The organism is Tuberibacillus sp. Marseille-P3662 (genome assembly GCF_900178005.1).
In the GTDB taxonomy this organism is placed as follows: Bacteria; Bacillota; Bacilli; order Bacillales; family Sporolactobacillaceae; genus Marseille-P3662.
The window spans coordinates 106242-126676 of sequence record NZ_FXBS01000002.1 but is presented as its reverse complement, the minus strand read 5'-3'; the positions used below and the strand labels follow the sequence as shown (position 1 = coordinate 126676).

Sequence of the window (20435 nt, the reverse complement as noted above, 5' to 3'; positions counted from 1 at the left end):
AGGAGAGATTTGACCATGAATATGGGTTTTCATGAATGCCATCCAATGAATTGCGACTGTCATATGCCTGTACAAGAGCCTGTTCAACACATGCCGTGTCCGCCACAAATGATGCCGGCGCAGTTTGATCCACCACAGGAGAACGTGGTTTATCATCCTCAAGATGTTATTATTCCGCATGTTCACCCGTCCCATACAACACATGTTAACCAACTCAACTATAAGCACATGCATTACTTCCCTCATACGGAGTCGATGGAGGAAACATGTACGTCTGAAGAGTATTGTTGTCCTGGACCATTCCCTCATTGGTAAAAGGTATGCCCTTCATTAGGGCATACCCCCCCCCCACTTCAGAGAATCAGTGTTATAATCATCTTAGAAGAATTTTTTGATGAAAAAAGGAATGTAAGGAGCCAATCCTGGGAAAATTTATTAATCAGTTGATGTCCAAGAAGGGGAAGCGAGCGGTCATGACTGGTCTTAAGAAAGAGGTTTAATCTAAGGGCATTTGTGATATATATAAATAGAGCCCTATCCAATCCGTACATAAGGAGTCGATAAAGATATGGCAAATCATACTTATCTAGGAAAATCTGACGTGTCAGTGCACCCCATCGGTTTAGGGACCAACGCAGTTGGGGGACATAATATATATCCCAATATGTTAGATGAAGAACAAGGGAGAAATGTGGTTCGAACCGCGCTCGATCAGGGAATCAACCTTCTCGATACAGCGTTCATCTACGGGCCGGAACGTTCAGAGGAACTTGTCGGTGAAGTGATGTCTGAATATCGAAGAGAGGATATCGCCCTCGCAACAAAAGGGGCGCATAAATTTGTTGGCGAGGACACGGTCATGGATAACTCCCCAGCTTTTTTAAGGCAATCGGTCGAGGGTAGTTTAAAACGGCTAAAAACTGATTACATTGATTTATTCTATATTCATTTTCCAGATGATAAGACGCCGAAAGATGAAGCAGTGGGTGCTTTAAAAGAATTAAAGGATGAAGGGAAAATCCGTTCCATTGGCGTTTCTAACTTTACGATCAGTCAGTTGAAGGAAGCTAACAAAGATGGATATGTCGATGTACTTCAATCAGAATATAATCTCTTGCACCGGGAAGCTGAACAGGAATTGTTGCCATATACATCGCAGGAGAACATAACCTTCATTCCTTACTTTCCTCTTGAATCCGGGCTATTAGCAGGAAAATATGACGAAAACACTCAATTCTCCGATTTCCGTGCGAAGAAACCTGAATTTCAAGGGGAGACTTTTAAACAAAACTTAAAGAAAGTTGACCAGCTTCGTGAGATCGCAGATGCTAAAGGAGAAGAGGTCGCTCATATTGTGCTTGCTTGGTACTTCACACGACCGTCACTCGATGTGATTATCCCCGGTGCGAAGCGTCCCGAGCAAGTGACAAGTAACTTAAGGGCAGCAGAAATTTCACTTTCCGACGAGGATGTTGAACGGATCGATCATATCTTTTCGTAGGAGGCTGGGACAAATCTAAACCGGATACTCAGGAAGCCTAACAATAAGATATGAAAGCAACCTCTAAGCGTCGTCAAAATACGTAGATGCCTGCGGCAACAGCACAAACGCCTTAGAATAAGCTTCTTTGGACTGCGACGAAGCATCTTGCTTCTCTGAATGGGCTTGAAGATGCAGGAGCACGAGCCGAAGATCCTCTTGGTAAGGGGGTTTTCTTTACCAAGTTAGCTGAGGCCGGGCCCGCGGAAAGCGACGAATTTTGACGAAGCGATGACGGGAATAGCTAACAAATAATCCGAACTGATTAATAAACAAGTTCGGATTATTTTGTGACTAATATACTTCTGTCCCAGTCACTCATATAGAAATTTTTAAATATTTAGCTGAAACAAAAATTGTGTGTGCGCTTCTATGTTATAATAAAAGAAAATACTGAATGGTTATTCATTCAGTTAGCAAAGGAGACAAGAGCTATGAGTCTTAATGGGAAGACGGCAATTGTAACAGGTGGCAGTAACGGAATGGGCAAAGCAATGGCGATGCGATTTGCTAAGGAAGGGGCGAATGTTGTCATCACAGGTCGTCGGGAAGATAAATTATCAGAAGCGAAACAGGCGATTGAAGCAGAAGCGGGGGCAGAAGTCCTCACGGTAGCTATGGATGTTCGCAATATTGAAAGCGTTAACAAAATGGTTGAACAGGCTAAGGAGTGCTTCGGCCCGATTGACATTCTTGTCAACAATGCAGCAGGTAATTTCATATGTCCGGCCAAGGATTTATCACCGAACGGGTGGCAATCAGTGATTGACATTTGTCTTAATGGCACATGGAACTGTACACAGGCGGTTGGTAAGGATATGATCGAACAACAAACGGGCGGTGTGATGCTTAATATGGTGGCGACCTATGCATGGACGGGTGCCCCTGGTGTTGTTCACTCTGCTGCAGCAAAAGGCGGGATTTTAGCTTTGACAAAGTCTCTAGCTGTTGAGTGGGGTGGATACGGCATACGTGTCAATGCGATGGCACCAGGTCCCATTGAGAATACAGGCGGCTCAGCGAAATTGTTTGCTTCAGAAGAAGCTGTCAAAAAAATCAAAGATCAAAATCCGCTGGGTCAGGTTGGCAAACTAGATGATATTGCTGACGCTGCTGCATTTCTTGTTTCCAATGAGTCACGGTATATCAATGGTGATTGTATGACGATTGACGGTGGTCAGTGGCTGGCAAACAGCCGATATTTATAATTGGGGGCAAGTGAATGGATCGTTTGTTATTGATACAAGACGGCGGACTAAAGGAGGCATAGTGGAATGATCGTTTCTCAAGAAGTATTAACTTTGTATGGTGTAGAAGATAAGGAGTCTTTGATTGAACAATTACGTTCCCAAAGCGAAAACACTTTAATTGGGGAACTCGAAATGGACTATGTGGAACTTACGCAAGACCGGGTGGTTATGACGATGCCGGTGGGCCCCAAAACCAGACAGCCGTTTGGTATTTTACATGGCGGGGCATCTGTTGCTCTGGCGGAAACAGTAGCATCCATGGCGACTGCCATCAACATTGATCTTCGAAAGTGCCATCCGGTTGGCATGGAAATCAATGCAAACCATATTCGTAGTAAGAGCGATGGCGAGGTTATAGCAACCGCCACCCCTTTTCACAAAGGACGAACCTCAATGGTCTGGGATATTAAAATAACCGGTGAAAATGAAAAACTGATTTGTATATCTCGTTGCACAATGGCAGTTGTTGCTAACAGATAAGCCTGATAACAAGGTAAAAATGTATCGAAATGAATATGCGTTTTAAGACACATATCGTTTGAATCGAGATGACCTATTATAATTGGGGGTAAATGAATGGAACATCTTGTTATTGATACACAAGACGGTGTACGTACCATTACACTTAATCGTCCCGAGCGATTAAATGCCATTAATGATGAGCTGAGTTTTCAAATAGAACGGGCGCTGGCTGCGGCATCGGCGGATGATGACGTCCGTGTCGTTGTCATAACTGGTAAGGGACGTGGTTTTTGTGCAGGCCTTGATCTGACTGACTTAGAGGGAAATCAAAGGTTCAATACCCGGCATGAACAATTGGATGAGTTAGGCTGGGTCGGTCGGCAAGCCCTGAGTATTGTCCACTGTGACAAGCCGGTGCTTGCTGCAATTAATGGTATTGCTGCCGGAGCAGGACTATCACTAGCGCTTGCTTGCGATTTATCTTTCATGTCTGAAAGTGCCCATGTAACAACGGGTTACGTGCGTCGTGGTCTATGTCCCGATGCGGGAATGAGTTACTTTTTACCACGACGTGTCGGTCAGGTAAAGGCTGCTGAAATGATCTTCATGGGACATGATGTATATCCAGATGAAGCTGAACACATGGGATTAGTTAACGAGGTCTTTCCTAATGAGGATTTTCATGAACGGGTAAGAGCATTTGCTCATGAATTGGCAAGCGGCCCGCCCATTGCGCTGACCCTTTCGAAACGACTGCTAGCTTCAAGCCCGGACGCAGATCTTACAACCCTTTTAAAACAAGAATATAATTCAATTCAATTGTGTTTCGGAACGAAGGATGCCATGGAGGGTATGCAAGCTTTCCAAGAAAAGCGCGAACCTGTCTTTAAAGGGAAGTAGATGCCTTAAATCAAATTATAACAAGTTGATGAGTGTGAGTACTCCAAGTGGAAATTTTGATATTTTCCATTTTATTAAAATTAAATTAGATAGATAGGATGAGCCTATGACACAAGTCTCTGACAATGAGCTGCCCGACCGCGTGTTAAAATGGGTGGTCGATGCCGTAGATTCCTATGCCACTGTTCAGTCGATTTGTCGACTATACGGAGGGACATCGTCTATCGTTCACAGCGTTTCGCTTCAAGTCAATCAGGTTCAGAGGGATTTTGTCTTGCGTCAGTTCGATAACGTGGAATGGTTACAAGAAGAACCTGACCTGGCATTCCACGAGGCGGAGAGCCTCCGCTTAGCGTCACGGTCAGATGTGTCGACGCCCGAAATCGTTGCGTTTGATGAAACTGGACGTGAGTGTGGTGTTCCGGTTGTTCTTATGACTCAACTTGAGGGGTCTGTTGTCTTAAGCCCGCACAATTTAGACCATTGGCTTGACGGACTGGCAGCATCACTTGTCCAGATTCATGCCGTGGATGCTGATGGATATCCATGGCCCTATTTTACCTATAATGATGTCGCATCATTAGAAACGCCGTCATGGTCGAGTTTTCCGGAATTATGGCAACGCGCCATTGATATCGTTAAAGGTCCACGTCCCAAAGCTAAGACGTGCTTCATCCACCGGGATTATCATCCAACCAATGTTTTATGGTATGGACATACTGTTAGTGGTGTCGTCGACTGGGTCAACGCTTGTCGGGGGCCTGCTGGGATTGATGTTGGCCATTGTAGATTAAACCTAGCACAGTTGTTTGACGTTCCAACTGCCGATGCGTTTTTGTCCGCCTATCAAAGTTACGCAGGATCAGCGTTTAACTACGACCCGTACTGGGATCTATTGTCTTTGAGTGACATTCTTTTTGGGCCACCCACGGTGTATCCTGGGTGGACGGCTTTTGGTGTGACAGGATTAACCGATCAACTGATGGTTGAACGGTTAGACAGGTATATGATGAGCTTGCTAAGCGTATTTGAGAAATATAATAAGTGATATCATGAGGTTTAAAAAAGAGTTGACTGAATTCGTTATGATCTAAGGCATGAAGAATGTCCTAAAGATATTGAGTGGTCATCAAAAGGGCTGAATAAAATTGGATATCCCCTAAAATGGGTTGACCAAAGTAATAAGATTTTCGGAGTCAACCCATTTTAACAAAGGATTTAAAGGGTAACCTTACAATTCATCTAAGCTGTCCTGCTGATTGATTCGCTTGGAAAAAAGGTCAGAGTCAGAGCCGTTATCATTCTTTTGGTCGTCCTGCGTTTGCGCAGCAACACCGTATTTAGGTGTCTTGTTGTTGACCTTTGGGTGTTTTGATTGCTGTTGCGTAAAGTGTTCTTCTACCTTGTTACGATCTTTTTCGTGCATTCCTATGACCTCCTTGTTTGATTCCATATTTATATTTTGTGGAAGATGGGGTATATCATGCACTGCCATTGAAAGCAGTATTTCACTCATTTTTCCTCTAACCTTAACACGCCCCATATTTTCACGACTTTTAGTACCAAACGCCCAGCCTCCTTTCACTTGCTAGAGGGTTGATCTCATCAAGAAGTTTCAAATGCTTGTCTATATTTTCTCTTGATGCTGCTGTTAGGTAATCTAACACATAAGTTGATATAGGTTGGCTATATTTATAAAATTTAGTCACTGATTTACGAAACGTAGCATAAGAGGGGATAACACTTATGATTGTACTCGATGAGCTATCTCAAAGGGTTCATTTTGAATTGCCTCTAAATCATCTGATAGAAACTTTACAGTTGAGCAAACGGAAAAAGGGGCAAGAAATCGAAAAAATAAAGGAAAAAATTAATCAATACGAACAAAAGAAGCAAGGAGAGAAAGCATTTTATCAATCATTATCCCCACTTAGAAAGTTTTTTGCCGGTCGTCCTCCTAGCCACCATCAAGCCGTTGAGCACCTTGTATATGTCAAAGAACCCTTGAAAAGAATCGAGACCATCAATCAGCGTATCCGTGAGTTAGATGATGTCATTAACTTACTGCAAGAGGATGCTTCTAAGAATGAAATTGTGTTATCAACATCGATCATTGACGAGTTAAAGTCATTGAGACAAACGGAGGAAAGATAATTAAATGTCCATTCAAGCTGTAGCGACCGGGCTCGATACGATTTGGGTTGTTTTGACCGCTGCCATGATTTTGCTCATGGAGGGTGGCTTTGCTCTTTTAGAGGCCGGCTTTGTTCGCCAGAAAAATAACGTTAACATTCTTATGAAGATTTTTGCTGATATTACGATTGGAACCCTTTGTTTTTATGTCATTGGTTTTGGTCTCATGTACGGAGAGGATCTATGGGGGTTGATAGGGACAAATGGCATCATGTCGATGGGTAACTGGTCACATCTCGATATTCCTGTTTCTTTAGACACGTATTGGTTATTTCAAGCTGCTTTTGTCATTGCCGCGATATCTATTGTTTCTGGTGCTGTTGCTGAGCGTATCAATTTTCGCGCTTATTTACTTTATGTCATCTTAATGACCGCTGTCATTTATCCCATTTCAGGACATTGGATATGGGGTGGCGGCTGGCTGGCTAAGCTAGGCTTTTCTGATTTTGCCGGTTCAACTGCCATCCACGCATTGGGAGGTTGCTCAGCTTTAGCTGCAGCCATTTTTATTGGTCCGCGTAAGGGTAAATTCACACCCTGGGGGACGAGTACCATTGCACTGCCTAGTAATTTGCCTTTGGCTTCTGTAGGGGCCTTCCTATTATGGTTTGGCTGGTTTGGCTTCAATGCCGGAAGTACGTTAAGTGCTACCGATCCTAAGATTGGACACATAGCGATTGTAACCATGTTATCAGCATCAGCTGGTGGAGCGGTCACTTTTCTTTATACTTTGTTCCGTTATCATCGCGCGGATGCCCCTTCTGTCATTAATGGTTCTTTGGCAGGGTTAGTCGGCATAACAGCCGGCTGCGCCTTTGTTAGTGATGCTGCAGCCATCTTGATTGGGGGTGTCTCTGGCTTATTAATGATCGCTGGAAGCAATTGGTTAGAATCGAAACGTATTGATGATCCTGTCGGCGCTTTTCCGGTCCATGCAATTTCTGGCATATTGGGGACCATTGCCGTCGGTTTATTCTCGAAAAATAATGGCCTCTTCACACAGGGCAATTGGGATTTGCTAGGTGTGCAGGTTTTGGGGCTGATCGTAATATGTGTCTGGGGATTCGTGTTAACATGGGGCGGTTTATATATGATTAAATGTTGGATCCCTGTCCGTGCAACTGAGGAAGAAGAAGAGGTGGGCCTTGATATTAGTTATCATGGTATCGTCGCAGCTTATCAGGATCATGATTTTATTGCCTATGATGATCGATATAATGACACTCAGGGAAAGGATATCGACCGGTGAATCATGAAAGTGAGTAGATGTCTCATTAGTCGGGCCCTTGTTTAAGCAAAAAGCAATCTCTTCATCGTGAAGTCAAAAATGCAAAGTGATTAGGAAAAACGTCTCGCTTCGCCTCTTGAACCATAGCTAGACGAGCCAGACGTTTTCCAATGGCTTTCTCTTTGCAAGTCAACTATTCGCCGTGCGCAGGAAGTGCTTGAAGCGCAATAAAGCCACAAGCATGCCGGCTGTTCCGAACGCCAGAAGTACGACCATTGCTAACCAAACGTCTTTAATATGGGCGCTGTGGACCATCACATCCAGTAGTCCTTGCTGGGCCCAAAACTGCGGAATGAATCGGCTGATCGTCTGGATAAATTGAGGCATTAATTCAATCGGAAACCATAATCCGCCGATAACTGCGCCACCGAGCGCGAACATCTGTGTAATCGCCAGCCCCTGAGTTTCCCCCTTCACAATCATTGATAGAGCCAGACCAATGCCGGTTCCGCCAAAGGCGAGGCAAAGGACAAGGACCATGATGGCGCTCAAGTCTCCTAGATGAAGATTATAGACAAAATGCCCGAATGCCAGCAGAACAGTACACTGAATGAGTACTGAAATGAAGGCGGGTACCCACATCCCGATCAGGTATACCATAGGATTCATGGGTGTGCTTCTGAGGCGTGACACCATGCCTGACTCCTTCTCCTTAAAGAAGCGGCGTATCATGGTAATCATAATGAAGAAAACAAACATGACGGTATAACCGGGAACGACCTGTTGGACCATTGTCACATCAGATTCACTACTGCCACTTTCCTGTATATTTTTTATATTTATCGGCGGTTGCAAAATACTCTTGACTTCTGTATTTGACTTCCCCATGGCGGTTAATGTACTGGACAGTTTATGTTTCTGGTATCTGTTTGTTATATTTTGTAAAACAGCTTGAATGGGTGCCGTCGCTTGACTGGCCGTGGCATCCCGGTAAAATTTCACGTTTGTTTGTTGTTTTTCAGATTGGATTGCTTGACCGAATCTCTGGGGGATAACAAGCAGTGAGCTCATGTCACCGTCCTTAATTTGTTGAACTTGTGAATCAAGCGATGAGTCGCCATGTTTGATTTCAAACCCGTCAATTTGGTCGATGTGATGGAGAAATTCTTTTGATGCTTTGGAATGATCCTGGTCCACGTAATGAACGGTCATGGATGAATCCCCAATATTTCCGAAAACCGAGGAAAACAACACGATAAACATGATGGGCATAATGATAAGGAAGAATAGGTTACCTTTTTCTTTTATCATGATTTTCATTTCTTTAATAATAATGCTTTTCAATAAAGTCACTCCCTAAAGGGGTCACGCCCCTCTAATGTGGATAAATCTTGAAATGGATTAATCTCTCAAGCTCGTACCTGTTAAGGATAAAAACACGGATTCCAATGAAGGGCGCATAATCTCCAGGCCTTTAACCTCAATTCCTCGATTAGAGGCGGTTTGGAGTACATATTGCATTGCATCCATGATATGATTGGTTTCAATGACCCAGCCGCTTCCTTTGCGGTATGTTTTTGTGGCATGAGGGAATGGTGGAAGATCCTCCAGCCCGTCGGCTTCTGTATAAACGGCTTTGCTGCTGTAGCGGTCTAGCAATGCTTTTAATGGCCCTTGGGCAGCGACTTTTCCCTGGTCAATGATGGCGACGTGGTCGCAAAGGGCTTCTACTTCCTCCATATAGTGAGTGGAGTAAATGATGGTGACGCCTTGGGCCTTCAATGAACGAATCATTTCGAAAATATGAATGCGCGATTGAGGATCAATGCCAACCGTCGGTTCGTCGAGAATAAGAAGTTGCGGTTGGTGCAGCAATGACGCAGCCATGTTGATTCTCCGTTTCATACCACCTGAGAAAGTACCTACAATGTCCTTTACACGGTCAGAAAGTCCGGTTAACTTCAGCACTTCACTGATTCTTTGCTTTAATGCTCTGCCTTTGATACCGTACATTTCTCCGAAAAACACAAGATTGTCATGTGCGCTCAGTTTCTCGTACAGTGTGATAGCCTGCGGCACGTATCCGACCTGATGTCGAATAGCGTTTTGATGTTTGGCTGCATTCTTTCCGAGAACATAAGCTGTACCTCCATCAGCATCGACAATGCCGGTCAAAATTTTCATCGTTGTTGATTTTCCCGCTCCGTTTGGTCCAAGTAAGCCAAAGCATGTTCCTTGCGGGACGGAAAATGTGACATCCTCTAAGGCTTGCCTTTTTCCGTATGTTTTTTTCAAATGTTCAACATTCAGCACTGTCTTAGTATCGTGATCTTTTGCCTGTAAAGGTATCTTTTTGCCATCTGAGATGGTTTCCATTGAACTGTCCTCCAACAAAACAAATTTTTTATCAAACAAATAAGCGATCCAACGAAGAATCATATATGTCAGGATCCATCCAGCATCTGTTCTCATATTGGCTCGTGAAGTGGTTGGCATCGTTAGGTGTCCCTCTTGAGAAGCTTTCTTTGTGATTTAAGTGTATTGTATCACCAAAATACTTAATACAGCTGCTTTTTTTTTATAAATATATAAGCCGGACGATTGAATCATGAAACATCTGGCGTTTTTATATTTCAATTGATAAGGACTTCGGAGAAAAGCCCTGCGAAACGCCCTATGTAGACATTATGACTATAGCGAGGTATGTAATAAGTCATGTCATTTGATGAAACACGAGAGAATTAATAAAATGGACCTAGGCAATAATAAAGCCAAGTTAAAATAAGGGAGGTTCGTACAATGGCTGAAACTATTACGTCAGAAGAATATGCTGAACTGACGAAAAACATGAGTAAACCCATCGTACTTGAGTTTGGAGCGGACTGGTGACCAGGTTGTCGTCAATTGAGGCCGGTGGTCTCAAGCGTTTCTGAACAGCTCGACGAGGTTGATTTCTATTATGTTGATGTTGATCAATCCGGAGAGTTAGCTCAGCAATTTGGCATACAAAGTATTCCAACTATGGTTTTAATTAAAGATGGAGAAGAAGCCAAGCGTTCGACCGGGTTTATGCCGGAAGAACCGGTAAAAGAATTTGCTCTGTCATAGATAAATACAAAGCAGGAGCCCTTTCCGAGTGGGGCTCCTGCTTTTTTTACACTATAATTGCGTAAAGCCATAGCCTTCCGCTTTGATGGTCTTGATTAAGTCAGGTAGAACGTCCAGTGTTTGTCTAAGCTCATGTAGAAGGATCACCGCACCATCTTCCAAATAATCGGTCACATTGGTGATGATCTGCTCAGGCTCCTCTTTTAACTCCCAATCAATGGCAGCCACCCGCCACAGCACAGGGGTTAACTGTAATTGCTCTGCAGCTTTAAGGGTATCAGCATTGTATTGACCAAATGGCGGACGGAAGTACTTGATGGGTTGACCCGTGACGTCCTCAATCTTTGTAACACTGTTTGATAGTTCCTGGTATTGTTTTTCATATGTCAACCTAACCAAATTAGGATGCTTGACCGTATGGGTTCCGATGATATGGCCTTCATCTAATACGCGTTTCCAAGGGCGTTTCGGGAATAAAAGGCGAGATTGCCAAAAGAACATCGCTGGAACATTCTCGGATTTTAAAATATCGAGGATATCTGGTAGAACCCTACTTGGGCCGTCATCGAAGGTTAGAATAACCGACTTTTTATGATTCGCGGGTCCTTTGGTGACAATATTGCTGTCGTTCGAGTCGTACACGACTCTTGATTGATCGACGATTCATGGACTATGTGTCATAAACAAGTACTCCTTTCCTTTATGATGTGGACTCGTAGGTTTCATGATATTCTTGTTCTGTAAAACCCCCGGGATCACCGTCATAGATCATTTCGCCATCTTTTAGGGCGATTAGCCGGGTGGCGTATCGTTTGGCAAGCGTCACATCATGAACATTGATGACGGTAAGTAATTGATGACGCTGATGCATCTCTTTAAGCAAGGTGAAAATGTGGTTGGATGTACCTGGGTCAAGGCTCGATACCGGCTCATCGCCGAGTAATACTTCTGGATTTTGTAATACGGCTCGTGCAATGCCGACTCTTTGCTTTTGGCCGCCGCTGAGAGATTCGACCCGGCGGTGCATGAGCTCAGTCAGTCCGACATCAGTGATGACATGCTTAGCAAGTCCTTTTTCCTCCGCTGTATACCAACCGAGCAAATTTTTAAACGTGTTTCGGTAGCCAAACATCCCGGTTAAGACATTTTGTAAGACCGTTAAACGGGGAACGAGATTGAAATGCTGAAAAATCATTCCCATTTCTCTCCGGACTTTTCTTAGCTGTTCGTCTTTCATATTGGACAATGGCTGACCATCCCAATTCACCTGACCATCAGTGGGTGCTTGCAATCCATTGATACAGCGGATCAATGTTGATTTTCCTGCCCCGCTTTGTCCTAATATACAAACGAAGTCGCCTTTTTTGAGTGACAGATTGATCGCCCTAAGTGCATACTGATGGCTACCGGGATAACGGACAGACATATTATTCATTTCTATCATATTCTTCGACCTCATTAGATGATCTTGTTTCGTACATAACTGCCATAGAAATCAACGATAATGACCATAATCATAATGATCAATACATCAAGCGAAACGGAAGGATAATTAAAGGTTTTAAAATCATTAAATAGCCGTTGTCCGATGCCGCCACCGCCAATAAAACCTAAAATCAGTGATGTCCGAATCGCAACTTCAAATCGATAGAAAAAATGGGACAAGACATTTGGCCATATTTGCGGCACAATGCTGAAAAGAGATGCAAACCAACGCTTGGCCCCGACGGCTTTCATAGCTTCTTGCGGTCCGGGATCACTCGCCTCAATTAATTCTGAGATGAGCTTCCCTAGAACCCCAATATTATGGAACATAATCGCTAATACTGCCGGAAACGGTCCAAGGCCAAGTGCTGTGAGCAAGATCAGTCCAAAAACAATCTCCGGAATCGATCGAACAAAACTTAGGACCACCCGGGATAAGTGAAAAATCCATTTCGATGGCGCTGTATTTCGAGCAGCAATAAAGCTGATCGGCAAGGCAATAACGAGACCAAGGAAACTACCTAGAAATGCCATCGCCAAAGTCTCTAAACTATCTTTTAACATATTAGGTAGTTGGGATGTGTTCATTGGAAACCAATTAGCCATGAAATCGATCATGTTCCGAAAATCTTTGAACTTTGATAAATCAAATTCTGTCAGCTTCATACTAATAAAGATAAACAGACATAACAGAATCAAGGTTATAATGCTACGCCTTTTGAACCACACCATAATCAGCTCTATTCATTAATGATATCCTGTTTAAGGGCTGCTTGACGAATACTCTTATAGTCGGCATTTTTGGCTTTCGTAAATCCAGTTGCACCAAAGGCATCTAAAATCTTTTGATCGTCGATGGATAGGAAGACCTTTTGTAATTTCTTTATGGTAGCTTGATCTGTATCCTTGTGCACGGCCCATGGATACTGGAAGAGCTTATCTGACTTCCAAATCGTCTTGACTTTATCCTTATCGATCTTACCTGCTTCGACGAGTTGATTGAAAATGGCACTGTCGATCGCTCCAGCATCAACTTGCTTGTTTTGGACAGCTAAGGCTGTTGCGTTATGCGATCCTGTAAATCGAACGGAATTAAATTTGTGATTTTGTTCTGACGTATATACACCGCGTTCTTCCAGTTCGATCGAAGGAATTAATGAACCTGAAGTCGAGTTAGGATCACCGAATGCAAAATCAATGTTTCCCGGATTTTTTAGTAATTCATCTAGTGAGTCCCACTGATTATCACTGTTTGTAATAATATAAGAATGGTAAAAAGGTTCTCCGTCGATTAACTGGGTAATAATGGCCTTGGCACCACTCTTTTCGTGAGCAATCACATAGGTTAACGGTCCGAAATAAGCCATATCAATTTTATCATAGTTCATGGCTTCAACGACGCCGTTATAATCCGGATAGACTTTCACTTTCACTTCACGGTCTAACTTATCATTTAAAATCGATTGTAATTTGTCCATAGCATCACTCATGGCACCTTCAGTCTGAGCTGGAATCACGCCAATTGTGAAGGTCCCGCTTGATTGCTCGTTTCCTTCGCTCGAATTTGAAGATTGATCATCGTTCCCGCTTCCTTGGCCGCATGCAGCAAGAAACATGGTTAAGCAAAGAATTAGACCAATGGACATCCATTTTTTCATTCATCACACCTCATTTTCTTTGGCTGTTTTGGTAAACTTTGTTGCTATTTGAGAGGAGGGAGTTGATGTCCGCTCCAGGATGCTCGCTTTCCGCGGGGCGGGCGGTGAGCCTCCTCGGCGCTCTGCGCCTGTGGGGTCTCACCTGTCCCGCTCATCCCGCAGGACTCTAGTAAAGGCATCTTGAGTAAGCGGCGCTGAGGAACACACTAAGTTTAAGTGTTCCGAACCTCAACCACCTTCCGCTCCCATCAGCGATTTTTTGACACTATAGGTTTTATCAATCCTATTTAAAAAATAATCTTTTAGAAAGGAGCCTTTTCTTATAATTGCTCAAGTGTAAAAAAGGACTCAAGTGAGAGTCCTTTTAGATGACTTTAATACGTCCTGAATGTTCGCTGGTGACTTCACCGATAATAGCTGATTGAACGTTGTTTTCTCGTAGTTCATGTTGCAGGGATTCTGCTTGTGCTTCAGGTACGGAGATAAGGAGACCTCCCGATGTGACGGCATCACACAGGATCAGCTGATCGATGTCACTAATGGCATCGTCGTAGTCAATACTCTCAGACAGCCATTGATGATTGCCACGTGTGCCGCCTGGAATGACGTTTTGTTCGGCAAGCTCTCTTGTCTTGGTCAAGACAGGAACGTCCTTGCTAGATATGGTGATCCCCACTTGACCTCCCTGAGCAATTTCAAGGCTGTGACCAAGAAGGCCAAAGCCGGTGACATCCGTACAAGCATTGACGGAATAATTGGCCATAGTTTCGGCGGCATATTTATTTAATGTGGCCATGGTGTCCATCACTTCGTTCAATTCATCCTTAGCCAGTAGATCTCTTTTAATGGCAGTTGTTAAAATGCCAACGCCGATCGGTTTAGTTAAGATCAATCGATCGCCTGGTTTCGCACCGGCGTTCGATATAATCCGCTCGGGATGAACCGTTCCAGTGACAGATTGTCCAAATTTAGGTTCTTGATCGTCAATGGAGTGTCCGCCGACTAAAGCAGCCCCTGACTCAGCAACTTTGTCGGAGGCGCCGGATAAGATATCTGCTAATACACTTTGATCGAGTGTGTTAATCGGAAAGCCAACGATATTCATCACCGTTATCGGCTTGCCACCCATGGCGTATACATCACTTAATGAATTGGCGGCTCCGATTTGACCGAACATATAGGGGTCATCCACAATTGGAGTAAAATAATCCAACGTTTGAACGAGAGCAGTATCATCATTAATTTTATAAACACCAGCGTCATCGGACGTATCTAAGCCGACAAGCAGGTTGGGATCAGGTACAGATTGTGGTAGATGACGCAAAACTTGCGTCAGGTCTTCAGGACCAATTTTGCATCCTCAGCCACCTTTGCTAGATAAAGACGTTAATTTAATTTCTTCTCTAGACATCATATTCACCCCTTTGTCTCTCATGAAATTATAAGCGAATGATAAATATTTAACAAAGATTCAGCTTCATATCGGCTCGAATGGTGGCCGGTAATATATTGTTGAGCTGATTGGCCAATGGTTTGTCTTAATTCGTTATTATTTATGAGTTCTTCTGCATGATCAAGAAATTCGCTGGATTCGTCATACAATAGACCCGTTTCTTGGTGAGAGATAATATTACGATTCCCTAGATTATTAGAAGCTATGACAGGGAGGCCATAACTCATGGCTTCCAAGATTGAAGAAGGTTGTCCTTCTGAATGCGACGTGTTGAGAATAACATCCGCTTGCTGATACATTCCGCCCATTTTGTTATGAGGAACTTGACCTATATATTGAACCCAGTCTGAATTTTGTTCCGCGAGTATTTTAACCATGTTTCCTTCCTCGTCTTCAATAATAGGGCCGACTAACCAGAGGCGAATGTTCGGCCTTTTTTCATGAAGGGTGCTCAGCATCTGAATCGCAAACGGGATGTTTTTTACTTTTCTAATTCCCGCAGGAAGCACAAATAAAAATGTATTTGGCTCTTTTTTTATGTTTAAGTTCGTATCAGGGAAATCACGGGTTCCCTGATGAATGGTGAAAGTTTTATGGTCTATATTAGGAACTTCCTTGAGTAAAACGTGTCTTGCTTCATCATCAAACACATGGATAGCTTTAGCACCGGTTAGACAACGCAGGACGTCTTCGCGTCTGTTTTGATCAAACAAATCGTGATTTAAATCTGTTCCTGTTAAAGTGACAATATAAGGTTTTAATGGCTTATTTAACGTCTGCATGAATTGATAAAAACGGTAGGCATGAAATCCATGGACAACATCCGCTGATGGAAGCGAAGGTGAGGGTGTGTCTTCTGTGATTGAAATAATCTTCGTTTCAACACCTAAGTTTTCTAATCCTTCCGATATTCGTCGAACGGTCACGGTATTGCCACGGGGTTGATGAAAATTAGGGGCTGCCAATACAACTTTCAATGCGCGTCATCCTTTAGATCTTGTATGGCGGGACTGTGTGGGAATCGAACCCACCGGAGACGGCACGCGCCTCCCTCAGGGTTTTGAAGACCCAGGAGGACACCAGTCACTCATCCAGCCCCATGAAAAGCACATTTCACATTATACACAGAACGAAATTTTTAATTCAAGTTATGAAGACTATCGTTGTCACTGCTCGCACTTAGAAAGATAGCGAGTACGGGACAAGCGCGTTCCAGAAATACTGTTTTATTGGACACGTTTGTTAAGTTATGGGACAGAAAAATGACAATATGGGACATGTATGGGACAACAGACATATAGGTCAATAAACTTGAATCAGGTTTCTGTCCCTATTAAAGTATAGATAACATGCAAATGAAAAAGCAGGTGAAGCAAAATGGATGAGGCCTATTATACGATTGGCATGGCTGGCCATATCGATCATGGCAAAACCACACTGACAAAGGCGATGACTCATGTAGATACGGATCGTTTAAAAGAGGAAAAGGAACGAAAGGTGTCAATTGAGTCAGGCTATGCCCCTTTAGAAGTGAAAGATGGCCGCCATGTTTCCATAGTGGACGTACCGGGTCACGAGCGATTTATTCGCCAAATGATTGCCGGCGTTGCGGGTATCGATCTTGTCGTTCTTGTGATTGCCGCGGATGAGGGCGTTATGCCGCAAACGAAAGAGCATTTACAAATTCTCGAGTTCCTGGGTGTTCAGCGGTGCATTGTTGCGGTTTCTAAAATCGATCGTGTCGATCAAGAGTTGCTCGATATCGCAACGGAAGATATTAAAGAAGGGCTTGAAGGGACGATCTTTGCCGAGGCGCCATTCGTTCGTGTTGACAGTGTGTCTGGACATGGCGTTGACGAATTAAAACAAACGATTTTCTCGGAACTGGGGAAAGTTAATCACCGGGATGCCTATGGTTCATTTCGGTTGCCGATTGATCAAGTGTTTACAGTGCAGGGACAAGGTACCATTGTTAGAGGGACAATCTATGAAGGGGTTGTTCAGAAAGGGAGTCAACTGACGATCCTTCCTGAAGGTCTTAATGTGAAGCCGCGACAAATTCAAGTCCACCATAAAGATAAAGATCAAGCACGCGCCGGTCAGCGAACAGCGATTAATCTTGGCGGTATTGACAAGAATCAGATTCAGCGAGGGGATGTCTTGGTCACTTCAGACCACTTTTTGGTGACGAACACGATTGATGTGAGTCTGCAATTTGTCGATGACCTAACTTCGCCCGTTAAACAACGATCGCCGGTAAAGATTCATGTGGGTACGTCCGAGGTCATGGGGAAAATTGTTTTTTTTGATCGGAATGAAGTGAACCAGACAAATGACACCGTTTTATGCCAAGTCCGTTTAGAAGAAGATATCGTCGTTCGTCGTGGCGATCGGTTTATTTTACGGCGCCCGACCCCTGTTGAAACCCTAGGTGGTGGCTGGGTGATTCAGCCCAAAGGCGGCAAATATCGTTTCGGTGAAGCAACGGTCGAGATGTTACGAAAAAAGAAGGAAGGAACGCCAGAAGATCTCATCGAAGATGTGTTAACCAAGTATAAGTTACTGGATGTGAAGCAACTCATTCAGTACACATCGCTCGACGAACCCGAGATAAAAGCTGCGATATATAAGGAGGTCGAAGCAGGGCAGCTGTTTGAGATGGCTGGAAATAGATATGGCTTGATGAAAGATTTTACTAAGATTAAGGACGAAGTGACAGAGCAGTTGCACGGCTATCATGAAAACTATCCGATGAGATTAGGCATTAGTAAAGCCGAAGTGGTTCAAACATTCAGTGGAGTGTATCCAAAGTTGTTCATTGAACATACCTTGAATACAATGATCGCTTCCGGAGATATAAAAAAAGACGAGCAATTCCTTGCTTGGCCAGACTTCAATCCTCATTTACCGGCGAAGTGGAAGGTGCGAATGGAAGAGATCATCACTCATCTTGAGAAGGATGGCTTGAATGTGATGAAGTGGGATGATTATGTTAAGGATACGCCGTTGTCGAAGGAAAATGCGACTGAGCTCAATACTTACCTTATTAATACGAAACAGGCTTATCGGTTAACGGATGAGATGTTGATCCATCATACTGCTTTCGATGCCGCTCTATCGCAGCTAAGAGCGCAAACGGATGAGGCGTTTGGGTTGAAAGAAGCGAAAGATGCCTTAGGTGTATCGAGAAAGTACTTGATTCCGTTCTTGGAGTTACTCGACCAGTTTAAAGTAACCACTCGAGTTGATGACAGGCGAAAATGGAAAAAGTGAGTGATTGTCGCTAAAACTGAATTCAAGTGTCGAAAAAAGTGTCTCGGATACCAAAGGATTTAACATCATCGATTGAATTTGCAAGAATGGGGATAAAATGCTGTAGGAGGACATTATTTTATGAGTCTTAAAATGGCGATTGAATTTTGTATGCAATGAAACTACTCACCTAAAGCCGCAGGTCTTGCGGAACAACTATTTACGCATTATCGCTCAGCTATCGATTCGATAGAGTTAGTCCCTAGTTCGGGAGGGGCGTTTGAAGTGACGGTTAATGGCGAGAAAATTTATTCAAAGAAGGAAACGGGACAATTTCCGGATACCGAACAGATAATTGAACTCATAGACGAGCAGTCATGATGATCAGTAGAGGTGCCTCACGATTTGAATGGGAGGCACCTTTTGTGTAGGATAAGTCTAAGTTGTTAGGCCAACGGAGGATTTAAAAATGAAACAATACTTACGACAGCTCCCCCCGGTTCATGAATTACAAAGGGATGGACGCTTTGAGAAAATCTTAAGAACGTCGGAACTATCACAGGACCAGTTAACGAAAGTCATTCAAAATGAGATTAATGATTTACGAGAACAGATTTTAAGTGAAAGTCTGGCAATAGAAAGTTTAGCCGACCAAAGTTTGACGGACCTCATTTTTCAAAACGCCGAGGGAAAGGTGATCCGTGACAGTCAAGACCGCTTAACGAAGGTTATTAATGGGACGGGCACGGTTTTACATACCAATTTGGGACGGGCGCGTTTGAGTGACAAAGCGATTGAGCACGTGGCTGACGTTGCTAGAAACTATTCTAATTTAGAGTATCAGATTGAGGAGGGCAAACGTGGCTCGCGTCATGACATTATTGAGGATTTGCTAAGAGAGGTCACCGGTGCAGAAGCCGCCATGGTCGTCAATAATAATGCCGCAGCGGTTTTTCTTGTATTAAGAGCATTAGCTAAGGATAAAGAGGTTGTCGTTTCCCGGGGCCAACTCGTTGAAATTGGCGGTTCGTTTCGTATCTCCTCGATTATGGAGGAAAGTGGGGCCCAACTCGTTGAGGTGGGGACAACCAATAAAACCCATCTATATGACTACGAAAATGCTATAAGTGAAGACACGGCGATGATGATGAAAGTTCACACGAGCAATTTTAAGACGATTGGTTTTACTGAATCTGTTGCCACTGAGGAGCTTGCTACTTTAAAAGATCAGTACAAGCAACTTTTATTATATGAAGACTTAGGCAGTGGGGCATTATATGATTTGAAACAGCATGGCATAGGAGACGAACCGGTCGTTAAAGATACGATTCAAGCAGGGATCGATGTTGTGACCTTCAGTGGTGACAAGCTTTTAGGGGGCCCACAGGCCGGCATCATCGTTGGCAAAAAGGATATCATTACACAGTTGAAGAAGCACCAATTAGCCAGGGTCCTCCGAGTGGACAAGATGACCCTAGCGGCGCTTGAACAAACATTAAAGACGTATTTAATGGGGGATGAAGCTAGAGAATCGCTACCAACGATTCGGGATATCACTCGAACGGCTGATGAGATTAAAGAACAAACGGAAGGCTTTGTCCAGGACATTCAAGCGGCCACGACGGATTATCGAATGGCCATTCAGAAAAGCACCTCACAAATTGGCGGCGGGACAATGCCAGGCGTTGAGTTACCAACGTTTGTCGCGGCCATCACTCATGAGAAAATGTCCGCTAATGAATTAGCAGCCAATCTCCGAGGAGCAAAGCCAGCCATTGTGACACGTATTCAAGACGATCAAGTCCTTATTGATTTTCGTACGATAACAAGGGAAGACATGCCAGACCTTATTAACGGTTTTCTACAAGTGACACATTTGGCTGAAATATGATATAAATAGTCTAAC

Annotated in this window: 19 protein-coding genes, 1 tRNA gene and 2 pseudogenes; 12 read left to right on the top strand and 10 right to left on the bottom strand. The window is 43.6% G+C overall.

The window, feature by feature from the left end; genetic code table 11:
* The first annotated feature begins 15 nt into the window (after positions 1–15).
* The 6 genes from B9Y89_RS00820 to B9Y89_RS00795 all read left to right on the top strand — a co-directional run bounded on the left by B9Y89_RS00820 (position 16) and on the right by B9Y89_RS00795 (position 5200).
* A complete protein-coding gene (locus B9Y89_RS00820) occupies positions 16–315 on the top strand; it encodes a CotD family spore coat protein (RefSeq protein ID WP_254901149.1) in 300 nt (99 codons plus the stop codon).
* Between the two features lie 253 nt (positions 316–568).
* Entirely contained in the window at positions 569–1501 is a 933-nt protein-coding gene (locus B9Y89_RS00815; protein ID WP_085520675.1) for an aldo/keto reductase, read from the top strand.
* Between the two features lie 473 nt (positions 1502–1974).
* Positions 1975–2748 carry a 2,4-dienoyl-CoA reductase gene (fadH, locus tag B9Y89_RS00810; RefSeq protein WP_085520673.1) on the top strand — a complete coding sequence of 258 codons (774 nt, stop codon included), beginning with the start codon at positions 1975–1977 and terminating at the stop codon, positions 2746–2748.
* Between the two features lie 123 nt (positions 2749–2871).
* Positions 2872–3270, top strand: coding sequence for a hotdog fold thioesterase (locus tag B9Y89_RS00805; RefSeq protein ID WP_441351459.1), 399 nt, complete (start codon positions 2872–2874; stop codon positions 3268–3270).
* Between the two features lie 96 nt (positions 3271–3366).
* Positions 3367–4152: an enoyl-CoA hydratase/isomerase family protein gene (locus B9Y89_RS00800; protein WP_085520669.1), complete on the top strand. Its 786-nt coding sequence runs from the start codon at positions 3367–3369 to the stop codon at positions 4150–4152.
* Positions 4153–4258: 106 nt separating this feature from the next.
* Positions 4259–5200 (top strand): phosphotransferase family protein, encoded by a 942-nt coding sequence (locus B9Y89_RS00795; RefSeq protein ID WP_085520667.1) that lies wholly within the window; start codon positions 4259–4261, stop codon positions 5198–5200.
* A 183-nt stretch (positions 5201–5383) separates the two neighbouring features.
* Here B9Y89_RS00795 and B9Y89_RS18660 read toward each other — a convergent pair whose 3' ends face one another.
* Entirely contained in the window at positions 5384–5578 is a 195-nt protein-coding gene (locus tag B9Y89_RS18660) for a hypothetical protein (RefSeq protein WP_139822662.1), read from the bottom strand.
* Between the two features lie 320 nt (positions 5579–5898).
* Between B9Y89_RS18660 and B9Y89_RS00785 the strand changes: the two genes are divergently transcribed.
* Both B9Y89_RS00785 and B9Y89_RS00780 read left to right on the top strand, forming a co-directional pair.
* Positions 5899–6306: a hypothetical protein gene (locus B9Y89_RS00785; protein WP_085520664.1), complete on the top strand. Its 408-nt coding sequence runs from the start codon at positions 5899–5901 to the stop codon at positions 6304–6306.
* 4 nt (positions 6307–6310) lie between these two features.
* On the top strand, positions 6311–7594 hold the full coding sequence (locus tag B9Y89_RS00780; protein ID WP_085520662.1) for an ammonium transporter: 1284 nt from the start codon (positions 6311–6313) through the stop codon (positions 7592–7594).
* Between the two features lie 168 nt (positions 7595–7762).
* On the opposite strand, the gene B9Y89_RS00775 is transcribed toward B9Y89_RS00780, so the two are convergent.
* Both B9Y89_RS00775 and B9Y89_RS00770 read right to left on the bottom strand, forming a co-directional pair.
* Entirely contained in the window at positions 7763–8926 is a 1164-nt protein-coding gene (locus tag B9Y89_RS00775; RefSeq protein ID WP_254901148.1) for an ABC transporter permease, read from the bottom strand.
* 48 nt (positions 8927–8974) lie between these two features.
* The gene (locus B9Y89_RS00770) at positions 8975–10069 is read right to left on the bottom strand and encodes an ABC transporter ATP-binding protein (RefSeq protein WP_254901147.1); all 1095 of its coding nucleotides are present in this window, start codon (positions 10067–10069) and stop codon (positions 8975–8977) included.
* 405 nt (positions 10070–10474) lie between these two features.
* On the opposite strand from B9Y89_RS00770, the pseudogene B9Y89_RS00765 reads away from it, so the two are divergent.
* Positions 10475–10681, top strand: a pseudogene (locus tag B9Y89_RS00765) (thioredoxin family protein); the annotation flags it as partial.
* Positions 10682–10732: 51 nt separating this feature from the next.
* On the opposite strand, the gene B9Y89_RS00760 reads toward B9Y89_RS00765, so the two are convergent.
* The 7 genes from B9Y89_RS00760 to B9Y89_RS18875 all read right to left on the bottom strand — a co-directional run bounded on the left by B9Y89_RS00760 (position 10733) and on the right by B9Y89_RS18875 (position 16376).
* On the bottom strand, positions 10733–11323 hold the full coding sequence (locus tag B9Y89_RS00760; protein ID WP_085520659.1) for a polysaccharide deacetylase family protein: 591 nt from the start codon (positions 11321–11323) through the stop codon (positions 10733–10735).
* Positions 11324–11381: 58 nt separating this feature from the next.
* Positions 11382–12125, bottom strand: a complete 744-nt coding sequence (gene phnC / locus B9Y89_RS00755; RefSeq protein ID WP_085520657.1) for a phosphonate ABC transporter ATP-binding protein — start codon at positions 12123–12125, stop codon at positions 11382–11384.
* Positions 12126–12139: 14 nt separating this feature from the next.
* Complete coding sequence (phnE, locus tag B9Y89_RS00750; protein ID WP_085520655.1) at positions 12140–12898, bottom strand: phosphonate ABC transporter, permease protein PhnE; 759 nt, start codon at positions 12896–12898, stop codon at positions 12140–12142.
* Positions 12899–12906: 8 nt separating this feature from the next.
* Positions 12907–13824: a phosphate/phosphite/phosphonate ABC transporter substrate-binding protein gene (gene phnD / locus B9Y89_RS00745; RefSeq protein WP_085520654.1), complete on the bottom strand. Its 918-nt coding sequence runs from the start codon at positions 13822–13824 to the stop codon at positions 12907–12909.
* A gap of 364 nt (positions 13825–14188) precedes the next feature.
* Positions 14189–15235 (bottom strand): selenide, water dikinase SelD, encoded by a 1047-nt coding sequence (selD, locus tag B9Y89_RS00740; RefSeq protein WP_441351458.1) that lies wholly within the window; start codon positions 15233–15235, stop codon positions 14189–14191.
* A gap of 20 nt (positions 15236–15255) precedes the next feature.
* The gene (locus B9Y89_RS00735) at positions 15256–16254 is read right to left on the bottom strand and encodes a glycosyltransferase (RefSeq protein ID WP_176222052.1); all 999 of its coding nucleotides are present in this window, start codon (positions 16252–16254) and stop codon (positions 15256–15258) included.
* Positions 16255–16279: 25 nt separating this feature from the next.
* A tRNA-Sec gene (locus B9Y89_RS18875) sits at positions 16280–16376 on the bottom strand.
* Positions 16377–16654: 278 nt separating this feature from the next.
* On the opposite strand from B9Y89_RS18875, the gene selB reads away from it, so the two are divergent.
* The 3 genes and pseudogenes from selB to selA all read left to right on the top strand — a co-directional run bounded on the left by selB (position 16655) and on the right by selA (position 20420).
* The gene (gene selB / locus B9Y89_RS00730; RefSeq protein ID WP_085520650.1) at positions 16655–18550 is read left to right on the top strand and encodes a selenocysteine-specific translation elongation factor; all 1896 of its coding nucleotides are present in this window, start codon (positions 16655–16657) and stop codon (positions 18548–18550) included.
* Positions 18551–18721: 171 nt separating this feature from the next.
* Positions 18722–18910 (top strand): annotated as a pseudogene (locus B9Y89_RS18870) (Rdx family protein); the annotation flags it as partial.
* Positions 18911–18998: 88 nt separating this feature from the next.
* The gene (gene selA / locus B9Y89_RS00720) at positions 18999–20420 is read left to right on the top strand and encodes an L-seryl-tRNA(Sec) selenium transferase (protein ID WP_085520647.1); all 1422 of its coding nucleotides are present in this window, start codon (positions 18999–19001) and stop codon (positions 20418–20420) included.
* Positions 20421–20435: the final 15 nt, after the last annotated feature.

Coding starts and splice junctions, on each gene's coding strand:
- B9Y89_RS00800 (WP_085520669.1), top strand. CDS start 3,367: ATGGAACATCTTGTTATTGATACACAAGACGGTGTACGTACCATTACA.
- B9Y89_RS00815 (WP_085520675.1), top strand. CDS start 569: ATGGCAAATCATACTTATCTAGGAAAATCTGACGTGTCAGTGCACCCC.
- phnD (WP_085520654.1), bottom strand. CDS start 13,824: ATGAAAAAATGGATGTCCATTGGTCTAATTCTTTGCTTAACCATGTTT.
- B9Y89_RS00820 (WP_254901149.1), top strand. CDS start 16: ATGAATATGGGTTTTCATGAATGCCATCCAATGAATTGCGACTGTCAT.
- fadH (WP_085520673.1), top strand. CDS start 1,975: ATGAGTCTTAATGGGAAGACGGCAATTGTAACAGGTGGCAGTAACGGA.
- selB (WP_085520650.1), top strand. CDS start 16,655: ATGGATGAGGCCTATTATACGATTGGCATGGCTGGCCATATCGATCAT.
- B9Y89_RS00780 (WP_085520662.1), top strand. CDS start 6,311: ATGTCCATTCAAGCTGTAGCGACCGGGCTCGATACGATTTGGGTTGTT.
- B9Y89_RS00795 (WP_085520667.1), top strand. CDS start 4,259: ATGACACAAGTCTCTGACAATGAGCTGCCCGACCGCGTGTTAAAATGG.
- B9Y89_RS00770 (WP_254901147.1), bottom strand. CDS start 10,069: ATGCCAACCACTTCACGAGCCAATATGAGAACAGATGCTGGATGGATC.
- B9Y89_RS00785 (WP_085520664.1), top strand. CDS start 5,899: ATGATTGTACTCGATGAGCTATCTCAAAGGGTTCATTTTGAATTGCCT.
- phnC (WP_085520657.1), bottom strand. CDS start 12,125: ATGATAGAAATGAATAATATGTCTGTCCGTTATCCCGGTAGCCATCAG.
- selA (WP_085520647.1), top strand. CDS start 18,999: ATGAAACAATACTTACGACAGCTCCCCCCGGTTCATGAATTACAAAGG.
- B9Y89_RS18660 (WP_139822662.1), bottom strand. CDS start 5,578: ATGCACGAAAAAGATCGTAACAAGGTAGAAGAACACTTTACGCAACAG.
- phnE (WP_085520655.1), bottom strand. CDS start 12,898: ATGGTGTGGTTCAAAAGGCGTAGCATTATAACCTTGATTCTGTTATGT.